This window comes from Flavobacterium geliluteum, from assembly GCF_017948595.1.
GTDB lineage: Bacteria > Bacteroidota > Bacteroidia > Flavobacteriales > Flavobacteriaceae > Flavobacterium > Flavobacterium flavipigmentatum.
This window is the reverse complement of record NZ_JAGFBV010000032.1, coordinates 1-23824: the sequence shown is the minus strand read 5'-3', so window position 1 is coordinate 23824 and position 23824 is coordinate 1. Positions and strand designations below refer to the sequence as shown.

The window sequence follows — 23824 nt, the reverse complement described above, 5'->3', positions numbered from 1 at the left end:
TGTTAATATTTTTACATCAATTATTAATATTTTAAAACTTTACTTTATGAAAAATGTTGGAATTCGTTGTGTTAAAAATTTAAAACTATATTTATTATTATGTGTGTTGTTGTTTATAGTAGGGACAATTTTTGTTGCGTGTTCAAGTACTTCTGACGAGAGATTTAAAGAGACTTCGATTGATTCTAATTTGAGAAAAGATTTTCTTGAAGGGAAAAATTTCGATGAAGTTAAAAACAATTTCTATGAATTAGAAACTAAAAATAAATATGCTCTCTGGAATGATAAAATTAATCAGTTACTTACTCAAAAATTACCAGATGAACATGTAGCAATTTTAAAACAACTTAAAGTTGAATTGGTAAATATGGCAGATGATAAACCTAATAAAATACCAGAATTAGCGATACAATTAGCCAAAATTACGCCAAAACAAGATTTTATTAGAATGTTTGCTGAATTAGAAGATTATAAATACGAGGGTAGATTTCATGATGACGAAAAAATATCTAATGAAATAATAAATACTTTCAGAACTGTTATTAGCAACAGGACTATGGAAGCTGATAGATCAAGTACTAAAACGAGTAAGAAAAAAAAGTGTAATTGTAGTTGGACTTGTGATAGTACAGTTGGAGGTTATACAACAAATTGTGAAGAGACAACATCAGGTTGTGGCTTTATGTGGGCTTTTCCATGTACAGGTCGAGTGTTTGATTTAACAGAACCTACACCTGCCTTACCTACGTTTCCAAAAGATTCATTAGGTATTAAGCCATAAAAAAGGGTTTACAAGAGAAGTAGTTATCAATATTTAGAAATCATATTTTAATAGTAAAACATGATTTCTAAATATTGTTTTAATGATTTATTGCTGGAATATTAAAAAATAATTAGTTGTTATGAAATTAAAACAATTTTTTTTGTCTATTGTGATTATTTTACTCTACACGATTTTTGGAACTATAACTTATGGTGACCATTCTTTGATGCTGATTTTTACATTGTCATCCGTATTTATGATTTCTTTATTCATTTTTAAAAAAGTAGATAAAGAGGAGTATTTTAAATATATAGGTTTGCTAATTGTCCCCTTTCTATCTATTCTTTTGTTTATTTCTATAGGTTATAGTGAATATTCGAGAACTATTTTATATCTTTTTTTTATACCCATAAGTAGTTGTTTAGCATACTTATATTTTAAATATAGAAAAATTATAATTGTACTATTCTCTATTGCATTATTCTATAGTGTGGGTTATATTCTATTTCCTAATATTTTTAGTTTTTTACAAAATAGAAATGCGGTAGTCAATAAATTATTACCAAATGTGACTATCATAGATGAAAATAATAAAAAAGTTAATCTAGAAAAAGATAAGATTATTGTACTTGATTTTTGGTCAACAAGTTGTGCAATTTGTTTTGCTAAATTTCCATACTTAGAAAAAACATTTGAAAAATATAAAAACAATCCTAAAGTTGAAATTTACACTGTGAATGTTCCTTTAAAAAATGATGACTTTGTAAAGACAACTAAAATATTAGATAGTATTGGCTATAAATTCCCTAAGCTATATGCGAAATCTTCTAAAGAAATCAAGGATAGTTTAAATATATATTCTTTCCCACATTTATTAATTTTAAAAAATGGACAGATTCGTTATGACGGTACATTTATCGAAGACAAAACAGTAATCTATAATACAGAGAGTGAAATTGAAAAACTTTTAAAGGAATGATTATTTTCTTTTTTTAAATTAGATTATTGTGTAACGCCCGAGAAGCTTTATACCTTTTAGAAGTTTATTCTTTTTTCAATAGTGTTTATAGTTTTTTAAACAAGAATAGTTAATGAAAAATAGTTGACATTAGTTAAATTTAAAATTTTTAAACAAACGATAGTTAGCGGATAGATTTACCATACCTTAGTGTTTTTAAAAGAAAAAAAATATGAATTTGAAAAATAGTCTGGTCATCAAAAAGTTTTTTACTCCAATGATTTTTTTATTGTTAGTCGTCCTTATCGGCGCTATTTTTCCGCATGAGTACAAAAAGTATCTTCTTTTCATCGTTTTGCCATTTGCGATAGCAAAGATCGCAGCTGACCTAATAAAATCCAGAAAAAGAGATAAATTGAATCAGACCAACAATTTCTGGTTTTCTTTGCTTAATCTTACCGTTACCATTGCTATATTGCTGGTTTTGTGGTTTGCAATTAAAGGATAAAATTATTTTACTTCCCGAATCGCCATAGTATCAATCCAGCCTTCTGTTCCGTCCGTTAGTTCAATTCTTTTCCAGTTCCCTAATGTTTCTTGCACATAGACTTTTGCGCCTTCGTGCAATAAAATAACTGCCGAACCTTTCTTTTGAGGTTCGCTGCGCACTTCGGTCATTTCAGCAAAAACAATTGCTGGTCTGTCATTTTCAAAGTTATTTCTTTCAGACATTCCTGCTGCCACGCTCAGTAGTAAAGCAAACAACAGTACAAACATTCCGATAAAAAATAATCTTTTTGAAAGCGAAAGTTCTGAAAAATAATACCCAATAAAGCTTAACAAAAAAGCAAATGAAAGGCTAACAGCAATAATCGCCCAGGTATTGTAATCAAATATTGAAGTAAAATTTTGAATAAGTTTTGAGAAACCTACTTTTGGAATCTCTTTGATTTCGTCAATGGTCAGTTTTTTGGCAAATTTTAAATTGTTCAAAGTTTCGGGATCATTTGGTTTTAAAACCAAAGCTTTCTCGTAATTATAAATCGAAGGTGCCACTTTGTTTAGTTTGTAATAACAATTCCCTAAGTAAAAATACAACTCTGCCGATTGTAGTTTGTCTTCTGCAACGACGCTTTCATACGCCTGTGCGGCTTCTTTATACAGCCCTTTTTGGTACAAAGCAGTTCCTTTTTCGAAATTGCTTTGAGCAAAGAAAACTTGTGAAATGAATAAAAAGAGATAAATTATATTTTTCATTTTAATGCTGTTTTAGCGCTTTAAACTGTTTTTTAAACCTGTTAAAACTACTTCTTAATCTAAACAATTTGTTTTTCTAATTCTGAAATAATCAAAATTGCTTTCTCATAATCCTGCTGAATCGAAGCACTTGATGCCGGAGCATAGCGGGCAAATTCGCAATTTTCTGTCAGTGTAATAAAACTTTGCACCGCTTCCGGATTTGCATTGCGTGACAATAACAATTCCTGAATATTGTCTTTGCTCATTTCTGAAGTTTCAATATGCAATTTGGCTTTCAGGAAATTATGCATTGCTTTCTCCAAGGCGATATAAAATGGTTCTTTGTTATTAAGATGTTTTTTGGCTTCAGAAAGGTATTTTTTGGCTAGTTTGTTATTCATCTTAATTCGTTTGCCAGTAATATCGCTGTCTATCGCTTCTTTTCTCTTTTTTGCTATGATAATAATGGGTATAATGATAAACGGTAAAAAAAATAATGTATAATACATTTTTGAACCATAAAAATCATTTTTGGACATGCTCACTAAGACCGTTTTTGGTCGGGTATATTTGAATTGTTCGACCGCTGTACTAATATTTTTCGAGGTCTGATTGGCTTCTGCCAAAACAGGGCCATCCAAAACATCTACCATTATTTCTGGGGAAGTTATCTTTTTGTAAGTGCTCGAATTCAAATCAAAATAAGAGAATTCCATTGGTTTTATAGCGTATTTCCCTTTGTATTGCGGAACAATAGTATACTTATCCGAAATTTTTCCGCTCATTCCAGCCAGAGAAGTCGTTACCTTTTCGTCATGAACAGGATCGTACATTTCTAATGCATTAGGCACAACTGGTTTTGGTAATGTAAACAATTTTGTATTTCCAGTCCCGCTTGCACTTACGATTAAGTCAAGGCTTTCTCCGTTTTTCAAAGTTGTTTTAGAAGGGGTAACTTTAAAATCAAATTTACCAACAGCTCCTGTAAAACCGGCTGGTTTGCCTGTTTCCGGAAGTGCTTTTACGCTAATGGTTTTGGCTCCAGCCGAAACGATTTTGTTTCCATCGGTAAGAATCATTTGGCCAAACATATCTCGGCGATTGCTCGGATATTGTACTCCAATATCAAGTGATAATGGCTCAATGGTTAATCGTCCTGATTTTTGAGGATATAGAATAGTTTTTTTAAGAACAACAAAATAGCATCTTTCTCCCTTAAAACTGCCTTCTTCTACCTGCAATTGTTTGATTTCTATATTTTGATTCCAAAAATCATTGTATTTTGGTTTTCCAAGCTCTTTAAAACCTGTTACATTGATATTATTAAAATATAATTTATAAACAACGGTAATCGGTTCATTTAGATATGGAGTAGTTTTAGAAATTTCGGCAACCAGATTTATGGTCGCTTCCGGGCCACCTTGTTGTTGCTGTCTGTTTTCAGGATCATTTTCGGGAGCAACGGCATTGGTTACTTTTATTTTTACAGGAGCGGTTTTATAAACCTGCCCGTTGTACTCAATAGACGCTTGTTTGACTACAAAATTACCTTTTTGAGTAGGCTGCAATATATACGAATATATTTTTTGAAAAGAGCTTCTGCCATTCACCCAGGACTGACTTATTTGCTGACTTGGGCCCGCAACAACTCTAAATCCTTCAAATGTAGGTTGCTCAAAATTGTCGCCATCGACATTCATCATAAAGTCAATGCGAAATCTCTCATTAACACCAAGTGTGTTTTTACTTACTCTGGCTTCAAATTGAACTTGGGCCATAAGCCCTTGAAAAGTGAACAGTAATAAAATTAAATATCTTTTCATTTAATGTTTAATCGTTTTTAATATTTAATCGTTTAATGGTTAATTTGTTTAATCGTTTTTTTAACGTTTTAATTGTTGAGTAGAATTAACAATTTAAAGAATAAACGATTTACCCAAAATCCTTACCAGTCTTTTTCTGTTTTTCTAGGAGTTCCTTTTACTTTTTGTGCGTTTACTTTATCTTGAATTTTCTTTTCTTCATTGTTTACAGCGTCTAATAAATTCTGAACACGCTCTTTTGAAATCCCTCCAGGCATTGGTTTTGGTTCGCCATTATTAGACGGATCATCTTTTTTTGGATCTCCTTTTCCGTCTTTTTTGTCCTTGTCTTTATCTCCTTTGTCGTCTTTCTTCTGATCGTCTTTTCCGTCCTTCTTGTCTTTTTTGTCGCCGTCTTTTTTGTCGTCTTTCTTATCTTTGTCCTTGTCCTTATTTTTATCCTTGTTTTTATCGTTTTTAGGCGGATTCTCTTTTAGTTTTTGCTTGGCATAAGCATAATTATAACGCGTTTCATCGTCTGTAGGATCATTGCGCAATGCTTGTTTATAGGCTTCAACAGCTTGTGTGTAATCCTTCTCTTTCATAAAAACATTTCCAAGATTATGAAAAGCTTTGTGTTTGTCGGTTTTCGTTTTGGCATTTTTTATGGCTTTCGCGTAAGCAAATTTAGCCTCAGAAACTTGGTTTTGTTTGTAAATGCTATTTCCTAAATTATAAGAAGAAATACTTTTCTTTGGAAATTTTGATTGCGAAATTCTATAATTAGCCTCGGCATCAACAAATTTATTCTGCTTATATTCTTCATTGGCATCCGGCAATGTTTTGTCTTTCTCCTGAGCCCAAACCGTCAAAGAAAACGTTAATAAAATATAAAGAAGTAAATTTTTCATTCTAATTTTTTTAATTTTTTGCTTCGAATTTTTATCCGAACCATTATTTCTTTTCATTAAACAAATTCAATTCATTAATCCAATTTGTTTTTCTTTCTAATAGAAAAATATCCAAAAACAACAGCAAGAAAGCAAAGCTCAGAAACCACTGAAACTGCGATTGAAAGTCTGCCATTTGCGTCGCTTCAAATTCTGTTTTCTGGATGTTATTTAAAGCATTTTTTATGTATTCTAAAACCTCTTTTGTGTTTCCGCCATAAACATAACCTTTGGTCGTTTTTGAAATCGTTTTTAAGCTTTCCTGATTAAGTTTAGTAATAACAGTTTCGCCATTTTGATCTTTTTGATAGCCTTTGATGACACCATTTTCTTTGAGCGGGATTGTCCCTCCTTTTTCGGTACCAACACCAATGGTAATAATTTTCATTCCAAGTTTGGTTGCTTCTTCTGCAGCAGCCAAAGCGCCATCAGAGTGGTCTTCTCCGTCTGATATCAAAATCAGTAACTTGCTTGTTTTGCTTTTTTCATCAAAATATTTTGACGACAATTGGATGGCTTCGTCAAGCGAAGTCCCTTGCGATGAAACCATATCCGGACTCATACTTTGCAGGAACATTTTGGCTACGCTGTAATCGGTTGTAATCGGTAAAACGGGGAATGCGCTTCCGGCATAAGCCACAATACCTATACGGTCATTTCCTAATTGATTAATGATTTGAGAGACCAATTGTTTGCTTTTTTCCAGTCGACTTGGTGCTACATCTTCGGCCAACATACTTTTAGAAACGTCAACGGCAAAAACAATATCAATTCCTTCGCGTTTAACGGTTTCCATTTTAGTACCGATTTTCGGATTTACCAAACCAATAATCAAACATGTTAAGGCCAAAAGTACTACCACTAATTTTAAAACCGGTTTAAAAGTAGAGCGCTCAGGGCTTAGTTTTTTTACCATTTCCAAATCACCAAATTCGCGTTGTTTTTTTCTTTTCCAATACAAATTAAAAAAGAAAATACACACCAGAATTGGGAGTAATACAAGTAGGTATAAATATTTTTTTTCGTCTAATTCCATCTTTTAATTTCAGATTTCTGAATGTAGATTTTAGATTTTTTCTAAAATTATTTTTTATTTTTAAATTCCCCTTTCGGGGGTTAGGGGGCTTTAAATAAAGCTTCTGTAAACTGTATTTCGTAATCCAACTTCCAACAATAATAAAAATACTGCCAGTAAGACAAAAGGTCTGTATTTTTCGTCGTAATCGTAGAATTTTAGTTCCTCGATTTCTGTGGTTTCCAGTTTATTAATTGAGTTGTAGATTTCGGCCAATTTATCATTGCTGGTAGCTCTAAAATATTTTCCGTCTGTTTTTCTGGCAATGCTTTTCATCAATTGCTCGTCGATTTCTACTTTTTGCATTTTAAATAAAAAGCCTCCATTTGGTGCATACGCATACGGAAATTCAGCCATTCCGTTGGTTCCGATTCCTACTGTATATACTTTTATACCGTATTGTTTCGCGATGTCTGCAGCTGTTTCGGGCTCTATAAAACCGGCATTGTTTACACCATCCGTTAGTAAAATAATTACTCTGCTTTTTGCCTTGCTGTTTTTTAATCGGTTAACTGCGGTCGCAAGTCCCATTCCGATTCCGGTTCCGTCCTGCAAAACATTATCATATTTGATGTCTTTTATGGCTTGCAATATAATCGCTTTGTCACTCGTTACGGGCGTTTTTGTGTAAGCCTCAGAAGCGTACAACACCAATCCGATTCTGTCGTTGGGTCTTTCTTCAACAAAATCTGCGGCAACTCTTTTTAGAGCTTCCATACGATTGGGTTTTAAATCTTTTGCCAGCATACTTCCCGAAACGTCAATGGCCATGACAATATCAACTCCTTTTGTCGTTTTGGTCTGATTGCTAATGTCAACCGTTCTGGGTCTTGCCAACGCAATGATCAACGAACATAACGCAATAATTCTGAAAACGTATAAAGAAGGTTTTAGTTTGGTTAATAATGATTCCGAACCTTTAAAACCTTGTATCGAACTCATTTTTAAGGTTGCCGACTGTTGATTGCGTTTCCAGAAGAACCAAGCAATTACAACTGGAATCAATAAAAACAACCAGAAAAACGCTGGATTTAAAAAAGTGATCTTTCCCATTAGTTACTTGCTTTTTTAAGTTCAACCGAATTTAAAATACGCTCTGCAATTTCGTTGCCGTAAGTATCACCTTCTTGGTGAAAAATAGCGATCTGCTGCAAGCCGCCGTCTTGAGTAAAAAGCAAAATTTCGTAATACATTTTAGTACTTGATTTGCTGTTTTTGTCAATATTGCTAAAGGTTCCGTATCCTTTTATTCCCGTAATTCCTTCGTTGGTCTGAAAGTCTTCTTGCTTTACAATCATATTTCTGGCACCTTGCGCTTCAATTGTTTTGAGTGTAACTTCGAGAGATTTTGCTAAATCTATTTGGGTTTCCTGCTTGTATTTTAATGTAGAAACCATTATCGAAAAATTATCTATAAGACTTCCATAACCAAAAGTCTGCATTTCTTTTACCAATGCCAATCCTTCTTTTGGAAGTGTTTTAGTAAGGTCAATTCTTTTTAAAACTTTTGGAGTTTCAACCAAAACGCCGGGGTTTCCGTACTCGCTTTTTACCCAGTCACTTTCTAATAATTCTTTCGTTGGATGACCTATTACATTATCTTTTACAAAATTGAAACCTTTGGTAACAATAAAGTAAGTTGTTGTGGCAGTAACCAAAAACACTACAGTTGCAGTTGCAGTAATAATACGTTTGTTTCTTTTTCTTTTTAATTGAAGTTGAATCTGTTTTTGTTTTTGCGCTTCATTCAGTAACAAATCTTCTTCTTCAACAGGTATTTCGGTTGGAATTGCATTGTCAAGCGTTAAAATTGCTTTCTGAATTTTGTTGCGATCTTCGGTAATTTCAAATTCTAAAGGTTTAGATTTTGCAAATTTTACCAAATCGGCCTGACGTAAAACACGCTCCAGATTTTCTACCGTTTCCGTACTCAAACTCATTTTTTTCTTGGTTGAAGCAGTTTTAAGACCCTGAATCAACTCAGAAGTAGTGCTTTCCATGGCTGGAATCTGGATGGCTTCTTCGATATAATTTCTCGCAATATCAGTCAATTCACTGTAATATTCTTTTATTTCACCTTTTTGCCAAAGTTCTTTTTTCTCAAGGCTGTTTAGTAAACTTGTCGCTTTTTCGATAGGTGTTTTATATACTTCTTCTTCAATTTTTTTCTGCTGGCGTTTTTTGATGTACCAATACACAAAAGCACCAATTCCTAAAATAATCAAAATGCCCAAAACATATTTCCACCAGTCTCCCAAACCATTGTCTACAACAGTAATGTCTTTGATTTCATACATTTTTTGCTGTAAAGTATCTAGTTTTACATTGGTGACTTCAACAGCTAAAGAGTCTGTTAAAAAAGGCGCTTTATCGATTAAGATTTTGATACTTGGAATCGTATATTTTCCAGAATCAAATTGCGTTAAGCCATATTTTTTGATAAGCTCGTACTGGTCATTCTTTTTGAGAGTGTCAATCGGGTAGGACTCAATTACTTCAAGAGCACCGATGTTTTTCAGTTGAGGAAATACAACTTTCGATTTAGAACTCACAACCGTTTTAAGGGTTAGCTTAAATTCGGCTCCAATTTTATTCTTTGTAGTATCAATGCTGGTTTCTACTTGTTTTTGTTGCGAAAAAACAGCGGTTGAAAGCAGTAATAAAAATATGTAAAGCTTTAATTTCATTTGATTTTTTATTTCAGATTTTATTCTAAAATGAATGCTTAATAAGGCACGCAGATTTAAGCGGATTTTATTTTGTATAATTTTCAGCAGAAATCTAAATTCTAAAATCTGCACTCTAAAATTTTATTTATCTCGATTTAAAATAACCTAATAATTTGGTTACGTAATTTTCGTCAACTCTTGTATTGACAACTCCTGCACCAGATTTACTAAAAACTTCCTTGAAATAATTGACTCTTTCATGATAATACTTTTCATAATTTATTCTCACCGATTTTGAACCCGTATCGACCAACTGAATTTTCCCAGTCTCAGCATCAACCATCGTGACCATACCTAAATTTGGGATTTTTTCTTCTCGAATGTCATACACCCGAATTCCGGTAATATCGTGTTTTTTAGAGGCAATTTTTAATGTTTGCTCATAATCTTCGGACATAAAATCTGAAATCATAAAAATAATGGCTTTCTTTTTTTGTGTTCCCGATAAGAATTTCAAAGCTTGAGCAACATCTGTTTTTTGGCTTTTTGGCTCAAATTCGATCAATTCCCGAATGATTCTCAGAACATGCGAACGGCCTTTTTTGGGTGGAATATACAATTCAATTGTATCCGAAAATAATATTAAACCAATTTTATCATTATTTTGAGTAGCCGAGAAAGCCATGGTGGCCGCAATTTCGGTAACGATGTCTTTTTTAAATTGACTTTTAGATCCAAAACCTTCAGAACCCGAAATATCAACCATCAAAACCATGGTCAGTTCGCGCTCTTCTTCAAAAACTTTTACGTGCGCTTCGTTATAGCGTGCGGTCACATTCCAGTCGATATTACGAATATCATCTCCATATTGGTATTGACGCACCTCGCTAAAAGTCATACCGCGACCTTTAAAAGACGAGTGATATTCGCCCGAAAAGATATGATTGCTCAGTCTTTTGGTTTTGATTTCTATTTTACGTACTTTTTTTAAAAGCTCTTTTGTATCCATTTGATTGTTGATTGTTGATTAACGATTACTGATTTTAGATCTGAAATCTAAAAATCTGCAATCTAAAATCTAAAATCTTTTTAAGGTACTTCAATCTCGTTTACGATTTTGTTGATAATGTCTACAGAAGTAATGTTTTCGGCTTCAGCCTCATACGTTATTCCAACTCTATGACGCAGAACATCGTGTACAACTGCGCGAACATCTTCCGGAATTACATATCCACGGCGTTTGATAAAAGCATAACATTTTGCCGCATTGGCTAAATTGATACTTCCACGTGGCGATGCTCCAAAGCTAATAAGTGGTTTTAAGTCGGCTAGCTTGTACTTCTCTGGATAACGAGTAGCAAAAATAATATCTAGAATGTATTTTTCGATTTTTTCATCCATGTAAACTTCACGAACCGCTTCTTGAGCACGCAAAATTTGTTCTACAGAAACAACAGGATTTACTTTTTCGTAACTTCCTTTTAAGTTTTGACGAATAACAAAACGCTCTTCATCAATTTTTGGATAGTCAATGACGGTTTTTAGCATAAAACGATCGACTTGCGCTTCAGGAAGTTGGTAAGTTCCTTCTTGCTCAACCGGGTTTTGAGTGGCAAGAACCAAAAAGGGACGATCCAGTTTAAAAGTGGTATCGCCAATCGTTACTTGTTTTTCCTGCATGGCCTCTAATAATGCAGATTGTACTTTGGCTGGAGCACGGTTGATCTCATCTGCAAGTACAAAATTGGCAAAAATAGGCCCTTTTTTAATCGAGAATTCGTTTGCTTTGATGTTGTAAATCATCGTTCCAACAACATCGGCAGGTAATAAGTCAGGCGTAAACTGGATACGGCTGAAAGATCCTTGAACGGCTTGCGACAAAGTATTTATTGCTAAAGTTTTTGCCAATCCCGGAACACCTTCCAACAAAATGTGACCTTGACCCAAAAGCCCGATTAATAAACGCTCGACCATGTGTTTTTGGCCTACAATAACTTTGTTCATTTCCATTGTCAGAAGGTCTATAAAAGCACTTTCTCTTTCAATTTTTTCATTTATCGCTCTAATGTCTAAAGTCGTTGTATTTTCTTCCATATAAATATTTTTAAAACCTTGATTTTTATGCCTTACTTTTGAGAGTGCAAATTGAATATTTTTTGAGAAGTAAGATGTTAAAGAATGGTTAAAACTTCGACCAACGACCTAATTTTAAGGACGAATTGTGATTCTATTTTTATATTTTTAAGAACTTTGATGATTATGTTATAAAAAAGCATATTTAATACCACAAATAACGCAATAAAACCATGAGCAAAACTGCATTATCGCCTATTATTTCAGGCACTATGAATTGGGGCGTTTGGGATAAAAACCTTACTCCAAAAGAAATGGAAAACATGATACAAATCTGTATCGAAAATAAAATTACCACTTTTGATCACGCCGATATTTACGGTTCGTACACCACCGAAGCCGATTTTGGAAAAGCATTTCAGGCAAGTAAAATCGCAAGAGAAAAATTGCAATTGATCACCAAATGTGGCATCCAAATGATCGCAGAGAGTCGTCAGAATAAAATAAAACATTACGAATATTCTAAAGATTATATTATTTGGTCGGTCGAAGAATCTTTAAAAAAACTAAAAACAGAATATGTAGATGTTTTTTTATTGCACAGACCAAGTCCGTTGATGCAGGCAGACGAAATCGCCGAAGCGGTAGAAAAATTAAAAACGGAAGGAAAAATAATCGATTTTGGACTTTCTAATTTCTCTAGTTCTCAAACCGAATTGATTCGTCAGAAGACAGAAGTGAGTTACAATCAGGTACAATTTTCAGCAACAAATTACGAGCCAATGCTGGACGGGAGTTTTGATTACATGCAAACACATGGAATTCGTCCACTTTCGTGGAATCCGCTTGGGACTGTTTTTAGAGAAGACACCAAAAAAACACGTCGTTTGAAAAAATTGTTAGTGAGTTTGGTCGAAAAATACAATTTAGGTTCTGATACTCTTTTACTTTCGTGGATTTTAAAACATCCCGCAGCTGTAATTCCGATTGCAGGAACGGTAAATGTTGCTCGAATCCAATCATTGATGAAAGCAGTAGAATTAAAATTAGACCAAGAAGACTGGTTCGCCATCTGGATAGAAAGTATGGGCGATGATGTGCCATAAAAATAAAAATCGATAGTAGGTTTAAATGTTCTTATTTGCCACAGATTTTTATAGCTCTTAAAATCATTTTAATCTGTGGCAAAAAATAAATATATCAAAATGAAAAAAACAATTTTAATTACTGGCGCCACCAGCGGAATAGGAAAAGCAACGGCACAGTTATTTGCTAAATATCATTATAAAATCATCATTTGCGGAAGAAGAAAAGACCGACTTATTGAGTTGGAAAAAGAACTTTCAGAATATACAGAAGTGCATTCTTTAGCCTTTGATGTTCGAGATAAAGAAGCGGTTTCGGAAAGTATTAATTCGTTACCGGACTATTTCTCAGACATTGATATTTTAATTAATAATGCTGGGAATGCGCATGGTTTAGATCCAATTCAAACGGGTGATTTGGAAGATTGGGATGCGATGATTGACATCAATGTAAAAGGTCTTTTGTATGTTTCGAAAGCGGTAATTCCGAAAATGACAGCAAAAAAATCGGGACATATTATTAGCATCGGATCAACTGCTGCCAAAGAAGTTTACCCGAACGGGAATGTATATTGCGGGACAAAACACGCTGTTGATGCCATTAGCCAGGGAATGCGAATTGATTTGAATCCTTTCGGAATCAGAGTAGGTGCTATTCATCCAGGCATGGTTGAAACCGAGTTTAGTGAAGTTCGTTTTAAAGGAGATGCCGACAGAGCTTCTAATGTTTACAAAGGTTTTCATGCGTTACAAGCTGAGGATATTGCAGATATTATTCATTTTGTAGTTTCGAGACCATATCACGTAAATATTGCCGATCTTGTTGTAATGAGCACAGCGCAGGCCTCGTCGACTATTGTTAAAAGAGATTAATTTATTGTGCTTTTCCTGCAAGGTTTTTTTTTAACCTTGTAGGTATTATTTGTTTTTAAATTAAAATCCTAGAAGGTTAAAAAAAAACTTCTGGGATATCATAAAGTCTAATAATCTAAGAAGTCTAAAATAAATGATCAATAAACGCCTTTTGATAAAAAATCTTCTCGCTCATAATGACGAGAACAGTTTTTATGATAAAAAAAGGCAATTGAATTTGCATTCGCGCGAAGGAAAAGGAAAGTTTTTGAAACATATTTGTGCGCTGTCAAACTCCAATCCTACTAATAATTCTTATATCGTAGTGGGCGTTGAAGATCATGATAATGAAATTGTCGGCGATGATTTCTTTGATGATAGTCGAATTCAGAATTTAGTGAATGCTTTTCTGGAAAATCCACCGAAAATTCAGTACGAGAATGTACCTTTTCCAAATCTTCCAAAAGACAAGGTGGTAGGTTTGGTAACCATTAAACCCAAAAGTAAAGTTTCGTATTTTAAGAAAGGAATTCATACCACTCCGGCAAATAGTGTTTTTGTGCGGCGCGGAAGTAACTCTGTTCCAGTCGAAGGCGAAATAGAAAAAAATTACCAGAATACCGAAACGGTAATCGGAATAGAAAACAGCTCTCGAAATAGTATTCAGTATACTTTAGACGGCGTTATCGATTTTATGAATTTCAGGCATAAAGACATGTCGCCCAAATATCATGTTTTTAAGGAGTTATTTGTAATTTGCTGGGCAGGTGTTCCTAAAAAGTCTCGCGAAACAACATTTTTGTCCCGCGTTGATATTGAGTTGATTAACGAACAAATTAAATTATTCTACTCTGCACAGGATGTCGTGACTATTGTTTTTGATGAGGATAGTTTTACGATAACAGAGTACATTCCGCTAGGATTAAACGACAAAACGAGTTATTATCCTTTAGAAGAGCAAACGTTGCATTTTTTTGATAACGGATATTACAAAATCGACCGAAAAATGCTTTTTAAACCGCCAGAATTCAATATAAAAATGTTGTATCATATTTATAATTCGAATATGGCATTGCTTCAAAAACTGCAAAAAGGATTGTTATTGTCTCATATAGAATTGAAGGATTTAGAAAATCTTCCGTCTACTTTTATGATTTGTTATTTGAATGGTTTTGAAGAAGCGAAGCAAAAATTAATCGATGCAAAATTGCTTTTGAAGCCTTTCTCACAAGTGTATTTGTCTTTTAAAGAAGCTTTGAGGGTTTTAAGAAAAATGAAATATGATTTTCAATAAAAAAATCTGAGTTTACATAAAAATTAAATAATCACTAATTGCGTCATAAGGAAAAAGCAGTTCCAGAGGGCCTTCTGCGTACGAAGCAGCTTCATACGAGTTGTAGTATAAAAGTAAACCCTGATTGGTATAAAAAATATTCTGCGGAAGCTGAAAAGCGTCATTTTCGAACATAAGACCAGTTGAATTGATGTTGGCCGCGGACGGAATTTTAAATTTGGTTCTGAATTCTTTTTCAGCGAAAGCTTTGAATTTTTTTTCGTTTTTGAATAATCGATTGTTAGGAATATTTTTTCCGGTTTTCGGATCAAATAATAGCGATCGAAAACCTTGATAACCGTGAGCGCCGCCAGTAAAGGTATAATGGTCGATTTTTATATTAAGAATTTGTTCAGATTGAAATTCGACATTTCCAGCTATTTTGGCTTCCCAACCAAAGGTTTCACTAGGAAATTTTTTGTGCATTTCTTCATAAGAAGCAATAAAAGAGGCCGCCAGAGTAGCATAATTTTTAGCTTCTGCAGGTTTTTCTCCAAAATAAACAATTTCTTTTAAGATGTTTAGAATTTTTTTGTTGATACTGTCTGCTACTACCGGACTATTTTTTGCCACAGGAACATCAATGCTGATTTTGGGACAATCTTTTTTGCATGGCAAAGCCGATTCTTTTTTAACGGTTTCATTTTCAAATGAAAGTTCTTTAGTACAGCTGGCGAATACAAATAGTGATAGGAGGGATAGAAGGCAGTTTTTCATGTCAAAAAATGTTAATTATATACAAAGGTAGTGAGTTGTTTCAGGATTAGAATAAATTAAACGGTAAATTTGTAGAATATTTAAGTCGTTAAAAATCGTAACTATATGAAATTCAATACAAAAGTAATACACGGTGGTCAGCATCATGACCCAAGTACGGGAGCTGTTATGCCTCCGGTGTATCAAACTTCCACTTTTGTCCAGACAAGTCCGGGGCAACCGTTGGGAGATTATGAGTACAGTAGAGCATCAAACCCTACGCGTACGGCTTTAGAAAATGCTTTGGCAAGTATCGAAAACGGTACTCGCGGTTTGGCTTTTTCTTCTGGTTTGGCAGCTACAGACTGTATTTTGAGATCTTTTAAGGCAGGAGACGAAGTCATTGCAATGGATGATTTGTACGGCGGAACGTACAGAATGTTTTCGAGAATTTACAAAGATTCGGGAATTAAATTTCATTTTGTAGACATGACCGATCTTACAAAATTAAAGTCTCTAATTAATGAAAATACCAAATTAGTTTGGGTAGAAACCCCTACTAATCCGCTAATGAAGTTAGCAGATATTGCAGAAATTGCCAAAATTACAAAAGAGCATAAAATTTGGTTTGCAGTAGATAATACTTTTGCAACGCCTTATTTACAAAAACCGCTTGATTTTGGCGCCGATATTGTAATGCATTCAGCGACCAAATATTTAGGAGGCCACTCAGATGTAATTGCGGGTGCTTTGATTGTAAAAGATGAAGCTCTGGGAGAGCAATTGCATTTTCAGCAATTTGCAACGGGTGCCACACTTGGACCAATGGATAGTTTTTTGGTTTTAAGAGGTATCAAAACGCTTTCGCTAAGAGTACAAAGACACTGCGAAAATGGAGAAAAAGTAGTCGAATTTTTGAGCAATCACCCGAAAATAAAAACGGTATATTATCCAGGATTGCCTAATCATCCGTTTCATGAAATTGCCAAAAAACAAATGAAGGCTTTTGGCGGAATGGTTTCTTTTACCTTCGTTTCTGGTAAAAAAGAGGATTCTATTGCCTTTTTAGAAAAATTAAAAGTATTTACGCTGGCAGAATCTTTGGGAGGTGTAGAATCATTAGCCAATCACCCGGCGTTGATGACGCACGCTTCAATTCCGGCAGATAAACGTGCTGAGGTTGGTATTACCGATGATTTGGTGCGACTGAGTGTAGGTATAGAAGATGCAGAAGATTTAATAGCCGATTTAGAACAGGCATTAGCATAAAAGCAAAAACCCCAACTCGAGAGAATTGGGGTTTTGTTTTACATATAAATTTTTTAAAACTCTAAATAATAAATGTATCCTACGTTAAACCAGACTTGCCAGTCATTGTTTTTGTTTTCGGTATAAATATCTTTGTTTGGGTTTAATCCGTCTACCCAGTCAGAACTAAACATCTGGAAACGAGCTTCGATCATTATATCATGCATGTCGGCTATTTTGTAATGAGCTCCAAGACCCGCAGTTGCCGATAAAACGACACCGTTTTCGCTTGAAAAACCAAATTGATGCCCGTCTGACGGTGTTAAATATTTAGGAAAAGTGGTATCAGGTGTACCTAATTGACCCAAATCTGATCCTACATGTGATTTGTAATAACTTACTAAAAATCCTAAACTTACATAAGGACTAAAGGCACCAATAGTGTTTTCGAAATCATGAATTTTCATAAAAGGAGAAAATTCTAACTGACTACCAAGATTGAACACAGTTGATGATCCACGCATCGCTTTAAGCTGTTGTACACCCAGTCTTGCAGGATCTTTTTCGACCCATTCTCCAAAATGTTGGAGGTTTGTTTTGCTGAATGATAATTCTGACCTAACTTTAAAGTGTTCTGAGAAAAAACGGTCACGATTATTGTTAGCAGAAAAGTTTAAGTAGTGAGTTATTCCGATACCAAATCCTGTATTGCCAAGATTTGTGTCTAAATCATGGCGTTCACCATAATCAGATTGAAAAGTTACGGGTCCAAAAATCACACCTATTTCATGAGCAAAACCGCCCTGAGCCATTGATGTAGTTGAGAAGCCGATAAGAGTAACTAACGAAAATGCAATTTTTTTCAACATATCATTTGGGGGCTTTCGAATCATGCAAATATATAAAAAACCTCTATGATACAAAATATTAAATAGTTGTATTGAAAAATAATTGATAAAAGACTTAATTTGCTAACTTTAATTATGGTAATTTGTTGTAAAATCTAAACTGTAAAATGCTATTTTTGGTATTGATTGAAAAATATACAATTCGATCTTCAGAACAAAAAAAAATAACATTGAATTATCATTTTACTGTATCTTTGTGTGTTAAAACGAAAACGTTTTCTTAAAAGTATTTTTCTTATTTAATGAAACGAAAATTAAAATATTTACTTGAATAATTTATTTCAAAATGGAACAAAAAATAAATGAATTTATGGCTCTTGTTGAGTCGAAAAATCCAAACGAGCCAGAATTTCTTCAAGCCGTTAGAGAATTTGCAGAAACGGTTATTCCATTTATCGCAGAGCGAAAAAAATACGATGGAAAAAACTTACTTCTTAGAATTGCAGAACCAGAACGTTCTATAATATTTAGAGTTCCGTGGGTAGATGATAGAGGAGAAATAATAGTAAACAGAGGTTTTAGGATTCAGATGAATTCTGCGATCGGACCTTATAAAGGCGGGATTAGATTTCATCATACCGTAAATTTATCTGTTTTGAAATTTTTGGCTTTCGAGCAAGTTTTCAAAAATAGTTTGACAACGCTTCCTATGGGAGGTGGAAAAGGAGGATCTGATTTTGATCCTGAAGGTAAGTCTGATGGAGAGGTGATGCGTTTTTGCCAATCCTTTATGACAGAATTATGCCGTCATATTGGTCCTGACTTAGACGTTCCTGCCGGAGATATTGGTGTAGGTGCGCGCGAAATTGGGTATTTGTTTGGTCAATACAAAAGAATTAGAAACGAGTTTACCGGAGTTTTAACCGGAAAAGGAATTGCTTACGGAGGTTCATTAATTAGACCAGAAGCTACAGGATACGGAGTGGTTTATTTTACAGATCAGATGTTGCGTACCATAGGGCACGAGATCAAAGGAAAAAGAGTTGCTGTTTCTGGATTCGGAAATGTGGCTTGGGGTGTTGCTTTAAAAATAAATGAATTAGGAGGTAGAGTAGTGACTATCTCTGGACCTGATGGATATATTTATGATGAAGAAGGAATCTCAGGAGATAAAATTGATTTTATGCTCGAAATGAGAGCCAGCGGCGATAACCGTGCTGAGTCTTATCGTGATAAATATCCACATGCTGTTTTTCATAAAGGAAAAAGCCCTTGGGAAGTAAAAGTAGATATTGCTATTCCTTGTGCAACTCAAAATGAGTTGAACGGTGATGATGCTAAAAAACTTATTGATAATGGTGTTTTATGTGTAACAGAAGCAGCCAACATGCCATCTACTTTAGACGCAATAAAATTGTTTTTGGATAATAAAGTATTGTTTGCGCCAGGAAAAGCAGCAAATGCTGGTGGAGTTGCTGCATCTGGATTAGAAATGACGCAAAATTCTATTCGTCTTAACTGGACGAGCGAAGAAGTAGATTTGAGATTAAAAGACATCATGGTTGGTATTCACAATCAATGTAAAAAATATGGTGCTGGAGAAGATGGTTATGTAAACTACGTAAAAGGAGCTAACATTGCCGGATTTGTAAAAGTTGCTGATGCTATGCTTGCGCAAGGTGTAGTATAATTTTTCTGAATAACATTTTAAGAAAGCCTTCATTTTATTTCGAAAGAGATAAATAGAAGGCTTTTTTGTTTAAAAAAAATATTTGAATCAGAACAAAATTCAAATACTTTCGTTTGTAGTATATTTGTTTATTCGAATCGGTTTAACATGAAAAGAAGCTTCCTTTATATAGTGTGTTTAATGCTGCTGCAATTTGGTTTTGCACAAAATAAATTGTCGTGGCAAGGTTATTTTTCGTTTAACGAAATTAAAGATATTTCAGAAGGTGCAACAGCAGTTTTTGCAGCTTCAGAAAATGCTTTGTTCTCAAAAAATGCAACTTCCAATCTACTTACAACGACTACTACTGTCGAGGGACTTTCGGGACAAACTATATCGGCTGTTTACCACAGCGAAGCTTTCAAAAAAACAATCGTTGGTTACGAAAACGGTTTGCTGATCGTTATCAATGAAACTGATGGAACTTTACTCAAAAAGGTAGATATAATTAACAAACAGTTGCCATCAAATCTCAAAAAAATCAATCATTTTATGGAGCATAATGGTTTGGTTTATGTTTCTTGCGATTTTGGGATTGTGCAATTTAATTTAACTACTTCTCAGTTTGGAGATACCTATTTTATAGGTGAAAACGGAGTAGAAATAAGTGTTAAACAAACAGCTTTTTTTAACGGATTTATTTTTGCCGCTACTTCAAGCGGAATCAGAAGAGCCAATAGTACAAGTCCAAATTTAATAGATTTTAGTCAATGGCCTGCCATAAATAATGGTGAATGGTCGAGTATTGAAACGCTAGATGCAGAATTGATAGCCATCAATACTACAGGAAATATTCATCGTTATAATTCGAATACATTTGTTGGGTTTTTGCAACTTCAACAACCTTCTACAGATATGCGTGCGGTCAATAATAGCTTGTTTATTACCACGCCCAATACAATTTTTGTCTATAATAATCAGATGGTTTTAAGTCGCCAAATTTCGAATACTCAAGTTTTGAGTGATAAATTAAATTTTAGCTGTGCAACTTCTGTTGACGATTTAATTTATATCGGAACAAAAGAAAATGGTTTGTTTTCGGGTACTTTGTCCTCAGGTTCTGTTTTTGAAAATAACACGCCAAAGGGGCCAACTCGAAACAATATTTTTTCTGTAGATGTTACTCCAAATTCGCTTTGGGCTGTTTATGGCGATTATGATTTGTTTTACAATCCATATAATTTGGATAGTTACGGAATTAGCAAATACAGTAATTTGGCATGGTTGAATATTCCATACGAGGAAGTTTTGGATGCCAAATCGATAACGCGAATAGTGGTCAATCCCAGTAATGAAAATCAAGTTTATGCTAGTTCTTTTTTTTCGGGATTATTAAAGATAGAAAATGATGTCCCTACTTTTTTGTTTGATTATACAAACAGCGGTTTAGAAACTTTAACCACCGAAGGCCCCACTTATTTTGATGTCAGGATTAACGGGGCTGCTTTTGATAAATCGGGAAATCTTTGGGTGACCAATAGCCGAATCAAAAATGGCTTGAAAGTGCTAAGAACCAGTGGTCAATGGCAAACTTATCCGATCAGTACGATTCTGGACAATCCGGAAGCTACTAATTTTTCGAATATTGCGATTGATAAAAACAGCACAAAATGGATTGGTACCAGTAAAGACGGTGTGGTAGGTTTTAACGAAAGTCTGAATACTTTTAAAAAAATGACTTTTGGAGCCGATGCAGGCAATTTGCCTACTACCGATGTCAGGGCAGTTGCAGTGGATACTAAAAACCAACTGTGGATAGGGACGACAAAAGGTTTGCGTGTTTTGTCGAATGTAAATAATTTTCAAAGCGAAAATCAATTAAAAGCCAATCCGATTATTATTGTTGAGGAAGATCTGGCCCAAGAGTTGCTTTACGAGCAATTTATCACGGCTATTGTAGTAGACGGAGCCAATAACAAGTGGATAGGTACTGCCGATTCTGGTGTTTTTATGGTGTCACCAAACGGTCAGGAAACCAAATATCATTTTACGATAAATAATTCGCCGTTGCCAAGTAATGTTGTAAATGATATTAAGATTAATAGCGCCACGGGAGAGGTTTTTATCGCCACCAATAAAGGAATGGTTTCGTTTAAAGGGATTGCAACAGATGCCAATGATGACTTGAGCAATGTTTATATATATCCAAATCCGGTGCGGCCGGGATTTTCGGGAACGGTAAAAATTGCGGGTTTAATTGATAAGGCCAACGTAAAAATTACAGATATCGAAGGAAATTTGGTTCACGAAACTACCGCTGAGGGAGGAACAATTGAGTGGGACACCAGCGCTTTTGGCAAATATAAAGTGGCTTCGGGCGTTTATATGATTTTTATTGCCGCACAGGATGGGGGCGAGACAAAAGTCAAAAAAGTGATGATTATTAGGTAAATTCTGTTTTGTTTTTCAAAATTCTAATATCTAAAAACTTCAACCTTCAAAAAAAATAATTTTGCAAGTCAAAACCAAAGCAATCGTTATTTCGGCCTTAAAATTTCAAGAAAAAAGTTTGATTGTAAAGTGTTTTACGCTCTCCAACGGACTGAAATCTTATTTTGTCCGTGATGCTTTTTCAAGTCGAAAAGCGAGCCAAAAGATTGCCTATTTTCAACCTTTGACTATTCTTGAGATTGAAGCGGTTCATAAAAACAAAGGCACTTTAGAAAATTTTAAAGAAATAAAAATTGCGACTCCTTTTCAGAGCATTCATACTGATCTGGTAAAAAGTACGATGGTGATGTTTCTCTCGGAGATGCTGCATCACTCGATTCAGGAAGAAGAAAAAAACGAATCGCTTTTTGTTTTTTTAGAAACTGCTCTGACGTGGCTTGATCATCATGACGAAATTTCTAATTTTCATTTGATTTTATTACTCGAAACTACCAAATACCTCGGTTTTTATCCCGATGTTACAGAACTAGATTTGCCTTATTTTGATATGAATGATGGTGTTTTTACGCTTTTTCAAAGTGGTAGCGCCCTGGCGGAACACGAAACAAATCTGTTTAAAAAACTACTGGATTTGAAATTTGATAACGATCAGAAAGTTTTTCATGTTGTTGAAAGACAGCTGCTGCTGAAAATTTTGATAGATTATTACAGCTTTCATTTGGATGGATTTAAAAAACCTAAATCTGTAGAAGTTTTGAAAGAAATATTTTCTTAAACTCAACCCTATTTTTATATATTTGCGCAGTGAAATTTTATTAAAATTTTGTCCATCATTATTTTTAATAGATCAAATTCAGCTACGAAATCTACAGCTTAATTATTAATTCTTTTTAAAGAAAAACTACTATGAAGAAAATTACATTTTCAATTTTTTTACTTTTATTAGTAAGTGTTTCGGCTATTTCTCAGAGAAAATATGACGAAATAATTACTACAGAGAACAATGTACAAGACATGGTTCAGAATGAAATAACAGGAATCGTTGTTTTTAAAGAAGGCGGAACTGTAAAAGGTTTGGACCCTGAAACTAAAAAAATCGTCTGGACATTGACCAAAGAAGACTTTGGAACAACATCTGCTGCCGATATTTTGAGCGATCCTGACTTTGGAAAACTTTTTAAAGAAAAAAGTGCTTTAACAAGCGTTCCGGGAAGTCCTTATGTTGAGGCGTACATCAACAACAAATACATCATTATCAATACTGATAGTGGTAAAGTGGTTTACAATTCGTCAAAAGAATCTTTTTGGGTAACACAATCAGATTTTATTCCTGAAACCAACGAGTATTTGCTAACTCTAAAAAAAGACGGAGATATGGCAATCGCTTTGCTGGATATGCAAACAGGAGAATTGAAATGGAATACGACTGTTGATAAAGCAAAATCATTATTTAGTTTTTCTTTTAAAGAGTCAGTAAATACAAATGTTGCTACAGTACACGGATCAGTAATCTACTATTTATTATATGGTAAATTGTACTCTTTTGACAGAGCTTCAGGTAAATTAAACTGGAAGGGAGAAGAGGATTATTCGAAATTCTTCTTGACTCAAAATGATAAAAACATTGTTGTGGTAAATAATACTGGAACTTTTTCTACAAAACAATATTTGAATGTTTTGAATACAGAAACAGGAAAAAGTATCTGGAAAGAATCGATCAAAACAAAAAGAGTAGTATATCTTGAAGATTGGGGAACAAAAATATTGGTTGCACACTACAGCGGTTTTAACTTTTATGACCTTAATACAGGAGAAAAAATCTGGAAAAAAGATGCTCGTGGAGACGGATTGAAAAGAGTAATTCCGATTGATCAGGATTTCTTATACGTTGCCGAAAACGAAATGATGTTGATCAATAAAGATGGAGAAAAACTTTGGAAAAAATTTATTGAAATTTCTGATGATAAAGAAGATCCGATTTATTATTTAATTCAAGTTGCTAGTTAATTGTTTTATTTAATTGTAATCCGAATACAAACAATGTAAGCTTTATTAGAAATCCTTCCAATGTAACAGCATGTATTGTTCTGGGGAATAATTTTTTAATATCGCT

General features: G+C 34.1%; 21 protein-coding genes and 1 pseudogene. 11 read left to right on the top strand and 11 right to left on the bottom strand.

Features of this window, described 5'->3' with window-relative positions; genetic code table 11:
• The first annotated feature begins 46 nt into the window (after window positions 1-46).
• The 3 genes from J3495_RS16650 (at window position 47) to J3495_RS16640 (ending at window position 2229) form a co-directional block, all read left to right on the top strand.
• Window positions 47-781 carry a bacteriocin fulvocin C-related protein gene (locus J3495_RS16650; RefSeq protein WP_210667727.1) on the top strand — a complete coding sequence of 245 codons (735 nt, stop codon included), beginning with the start codon at window positions 47-49 and terminating at the stop codon, window positions 779-781.
• A gap of 121 nt (window positions 782-902) precedes the next feature.
• Window positions 903-1742, top strand: coding sequence for a TlpA family protein disulfide reductase (locus J3495_RS16645; RefSeq protein ID WP_210667725.1), 840 nt, complete (start codon window positions 903-905; stop codon window positions 1740-1742).
• A gap of 211 nt (window positions 1743-1953) precedes the next feature.
• Window positions 1954-2229 (top strand): hypothetical protein, encoded by a 276-nt coding sequence (locus J3495_RS16640; protein WP_210667723.1) that lies wholly within the window; start codon window positions 1954-1956, stop codon window positions 2227-2229.
• 2 nt (window positions 2230-2231) lie between these two features.
• Here the strand turns inward: J3495_RS16640 and J3495_RS16635 are convergent, their stop codons facing one another.
• From J3495_RS16635 to J3495_RS16600, 8 genes are all read right to left on the bottom strand, one after another.
• A complete protein-coding gene (locus J3495_RS16635) occupies window positions 2232-2978 on the bottom strand; it encodes a tetratricopeptide repeat protein (RefSeq protein WP_210667721.1) in 747 nt (248 codons plus the stop codon).
• A gap of 59 nt (window positions 2979-3037) precedes the next feature.
• A complete protein-coding gene (locus J3495_RS16630; RefSeq protein WP_210667719.1) occupies window positions 3038-4783 on the bottom strand; it encodes a BatD family protein in 1746 nt (581 codons plus the stop codon).
• A gap of 122 nt (window positions 4784-4905) precedes the next feature.
• Window positions 4906-5673 carry a tetratricopeptide repeat protein gene (locus J3495_RS16625; protein WP_210667717.1) on the bottom strand — a complete coding sequence of 256 codons (768 nt, stop codon included), beginning with the start codon at window positions 5671-5673 and terminating at the stop codon, window positions 4906-4908.
• Window positions 5674-5716: 43 nt separating this feature from the next.
• Window positions 5717-6748, bottom strand: coding sequence for a VWA domain-containing protein (locus tag J3495_RS16620; protein WP_210667715.1), 1032 nt, complete (start codon window positions 6746-6748; stop codon window positions 5717-5719).
• 90 nt (window positions 6749-6838) lie between these two features.
• Complete coding sequence (locus tag J3495_RS16615) at window positions 6839-7840, bottom strand: vWA domain-containing protein (protein ID WP_210667713.1); 1002 nt, start codon at window positions 7838-7840, stop codon at window positions 6839-6841.
• On the bottom strand, window positions 7840-9474 hold the full coding sequence (locus J3495_RS16610; RefSeq protein WP_210667710.1) for a hypothetical protein: 1635 nt from the start codon (window positions 9472-9474) through the stop codon (window positions 7840-7842). Before J3495_RS16610 ends, J3495_RS16615 begins: the two co-directional genes overlap by 1 nt.
• Window positions 9475-9601: 127 nt before the next feature.
• On the bottom strand, window positions 9602-10465 hold the full coding sequence (locus J3495_RS16605) for a DUF58 domain-containing protein (protein WP_210667708.1): 864 nt from the start codon (window positions 10463-10465) through the stop codon (window positions 9602-9604).
• Window positions 10466-10545: 80 nt separating this feature from the next.
• The gene (locus tag J3495_RS16600) at window positions 10546-11550 is read right to left on the bottom strand and encodes an AAA family ATPase (RefSeq protein WP_007807095.1); all 1005 of its coding nucleotides are present in this window, start codon (window positions 11548-11550) and stop codon (window positions 10546-10548) included.
• A 212-nt stretch (window positions 11551-11762) separates the two neighbouring features.
• Here J3495_RS16600 and J3495_RS16595 point away from each other — a divergent pair, with 212 nt between their 5' ends.
• The 3 genes from J3495_RS16595 (at window position 11763) to J3495_RS16585 (ending at window position 14760) form a co-directional block, all read left to right on the top strand.
• Window positions 11763-12635 (top strand): aldo/keto reductase, encoded by an 873-nt coding sequence (locus J3495_RS16595; protein WP_210667706.1) that lies wholly within the window; start codon window positions 11763-11765, stop codon window positions 12633-12635.
• A 99-nt stretch (window positions 12636-12734) separates the two neighbouring features.
• Window positions 12735-13487, top strand: a complete 753-nt coding sequence (locus tag J3495_RS16590; protein WP_210667704.1) for an SDR family NAD(P)-dependent oxidoreductase — start codon at window positions 12735-12737, stop codon at window positions 13485-13487.
• Between the two features lie 133 nt (window positions 13488-13620).
• Entirely contained in the window at window positions 13621-14760 is a 1140-nt protein-coding gene (locus J3495_RS16585; RefSeq protein WP_210667701.1) for an ATP-binding protein, read from the top strand.
• Between the two features lie 12 nt (window positions 14761-14772).
• On the opposite strand, the gene J3495_RS16580 is transcribed toward J3495_RS16585, so the two are convergent.
• Window positions 14773-15516 (bottom strand): DUF3298 and DUF4163 domain-containing protein, encoded by a 744-nt coding sequence (locus J3495_RS16580; RefSeq protein WP_210667699.1) that lies wholly within the window; start codon window positions 15514-15516, stop codon window positions 14773-14775.
• Window positions 15517-15621: 105 nt separating this feature from the next.
• On the opposite strand from J3495_RS16580, the gene J3495_RS16575 reads away from it, so the two are divergent.
• Complete coding sequence (locus J3495_RS16575; RefSeq protein WP_210667697.1) at window positions 15622-16764, top strand: cystathionine gamma-synthase; 1143 nt, start codon at window positions 15622-15624, stop codon at window positions 16762-16764.
• A gap of 53 nt (window positions 16765-16817) precedes the next feature.
• On the opposite strand, the gene J3495_RS16570 is transcribed toward J3495_RS16575, so the two are convergent.
• Window positions 16818-17612 (bottom strand): THC0290_0291 family protein, encoded by a 795-nt coding sequence (locus J3495_RS16570; protein ID WP_210667695.1) that lies wholly within the window; start codon window positions 17610-17612, stop codon window positions 16818-16820.
• 325 nt (window positions 17613-17937) lie between these two features.
• Here J3495_RS16570 and gdhA point away from each other — a divergent pair, with 325 nt between their 5' ends.
• From gdhA to J3495_RS16550, 4 genes are all read left to right on the top strand, one after another.
• Window positions 17938-19281, top strand: a complete 1344-nt coding sequence (gene gdhA / locus J3495_RS16565) for an NADP-specific glutamate dehydrogenase (protein WP_210667693.1) — start codon at window positions 17938-17940, stop codon at window positions 19279-19281.
• 147 nt (window positions 19282-19428) lie between these two features.
• Window positions 19429-21711: a type IX secretion system anionic LPS delivery protein PorZ gene (porZ, locus tag J3495_RS16560; protein WP_210667691.1), complete on the top strand. Its 2283-nt coding sequence runs from the start codon at window positions 19429-19431 to the stop codon at window positions 21709-21711.
• A 61-nt stretch (window positions 21712-21772) separates the two neighbouring features.
• Window positions 21773-22486, top strand: a complete 714-nt coding sequence (recO, locus tag J3495_RS16555; RefSeq protein WP_210667689.1) for a DNA repair protein RecO — start codon at window positions 21773-21775, stop codon at window positions 22484-22486.
• 131 nt (window positions 22487-22617) lie between these two features.
• Window positions 22618-23718: an outer membrane protein assembly factor BamB family protein gene (locus J3495_RS16550; RefSeq protein WP_236025492.1), complete on the top strand. Its 1101-nt coding sequence runs from the start codon at window positions 22618-22620 to the stop codon at window positions 23716-23718.
• On the opposite strand, the pseudogene J3495_RS19460 reads toward J3495_RS16550, so the two are convergent.
• Window positions 23711-23824 (bottom strand): annotated as a pseudogene (locus tag J3495_RS19460) (IS982 family transposase); the annotation flags it as partial. The gene J3495_RS16550 and the pseudogene J3495_RS19460 sit on opposite strands and share 8 nt — an antisense overlap.

Coding starts and splice junctions, on each gene's coding strand:
- J3495_RS16600 (WP_007807095.1), bottom strand. CDS start 11,550: ATGGAAGAAAATACAACGACTTTAGACATTAGAGCGATAAATGAAAAA.
- J3495_RS16595 (WP_210667706.1), top strand. CDS start 11,763: ATGAGCAAAACTGCATTATCGCCTATTATTTCAGGCACTATGAATTGG.
- J3495_RS16620 (WP_210667715.1), bottom strand. CDS start 6,748: ATGGAATTAGACGAAAAAAAATATTTATACCTACTTGTATTACTCCCA.
- J3495_RS16585 (WP_210667701.1), top strand. CDS start 13,621: ATGATCAATAAACGCCTTTTGATAAAAAATCTTCTCGCTCATAATGAC.
- J3495_RS16590 (WP_210667704.1), top strand. CDS start 12,735: ATGAAAAAAACAATTTTAATTACTGGCGCCACCAGCGGAATAGGAAAA.
- J3495_RS16635 (WP_210667721.1), bottom strand. CDS start 2,978: ATGAAAAATATAATTTATCTCTTTTTATTCATTTCACAAGTTTTCTTT.
- J3495_RS16580 (WP_210667699.1), bottom strand. CDS start 15,516: ATGAAAAACTGCCTTCTATCCCTCCTATCACTATTTGTATTCGCCAGC.
- J3495_RS16550 (WP_236025492.1), top strand. CDS start 22,618: ATGAAGAAAATTACATTTTCAATTTTTTTACTTTTATTAGTAAGTGTT.
- gdhA (WP_210667693.1), top strand. CDS start 17,938: ATGGAACAAAAAATAAATGAATTTATGGCTCTTGTTGAGTCGAAAAAT.
- J3495_RS16615 (WP_210667713.1), bottom strand. CDS start 7,840: ATGGGAAAGATCACTTTTTTAAATCCAGCGTTTTTCTGGTTGTTTTTA.
- J3495_RS16625 (WP_210667717.1), bottom strand. CDS start 5,673: ATGAAAAATTTACTTCTTTATATTTTATTAACGTTTTCTTTGACGGTT.
- J3495_RS16630 (WP_210667719.1), bottom strand. CDS start 4,783: ATGAAAAGATATTTAATTTTATTACTGTTCACTTTTCAAGGGCTTATG.
- J3495_RS16575 (WP_210667697.1), top strand. CDS start 15,622: ATGAAATTCAATACAAAAGTAATACACGGTGGTCAGCATCATGACCCA.
- J3495_RS16650 (WP_210667727.1), top strand. CDS start 47: ATGAAAAATGTTGGAATTCGTTGTGTTAAAAATTTAAAACTATATTTA.
- J3495_RS16605 (WP_210667708.1), bottom strand. CDS start 10,465: ATGGATACAAAAGAGCTTTTAAAAAAAGTACGTAAAATAGAAATCAAA.
- J3495_RS16570 (WP_210667695.1), bottom strand. CDS start 17,612: ATGTTGAAAAAAATTGCATTTTCGTTAGTTACTCTTATCGGCTTCTCA.
- J3495_RS16610 (WP_210667710.1), bottom strand. CDS start 9,474: ATGAAATTAAAGCTTTACATATTTTTATTACTGCTTTCAACCGCTGTT.
- porZ (WP_210667691.1), top strand. CDS start 19,429: ATGAAAAGAAGCTTCCTTTATATAGTGTGTTTAATGCTGCTGCAATTT.
- J3495_RS16645 (WP_210667725.1), top strand. CDS start 903: ATGAAATTAAAACAATTTTTTTTGTCTATTGTGATTATTTTACTCTAC.
- J3495_RS16640 (WP_210667723.1), top strand. CDS start 1,954: ATGAATTTGAAAAATAGTCTGGTCATCAAAAAGTTTTTTACTCCAATG.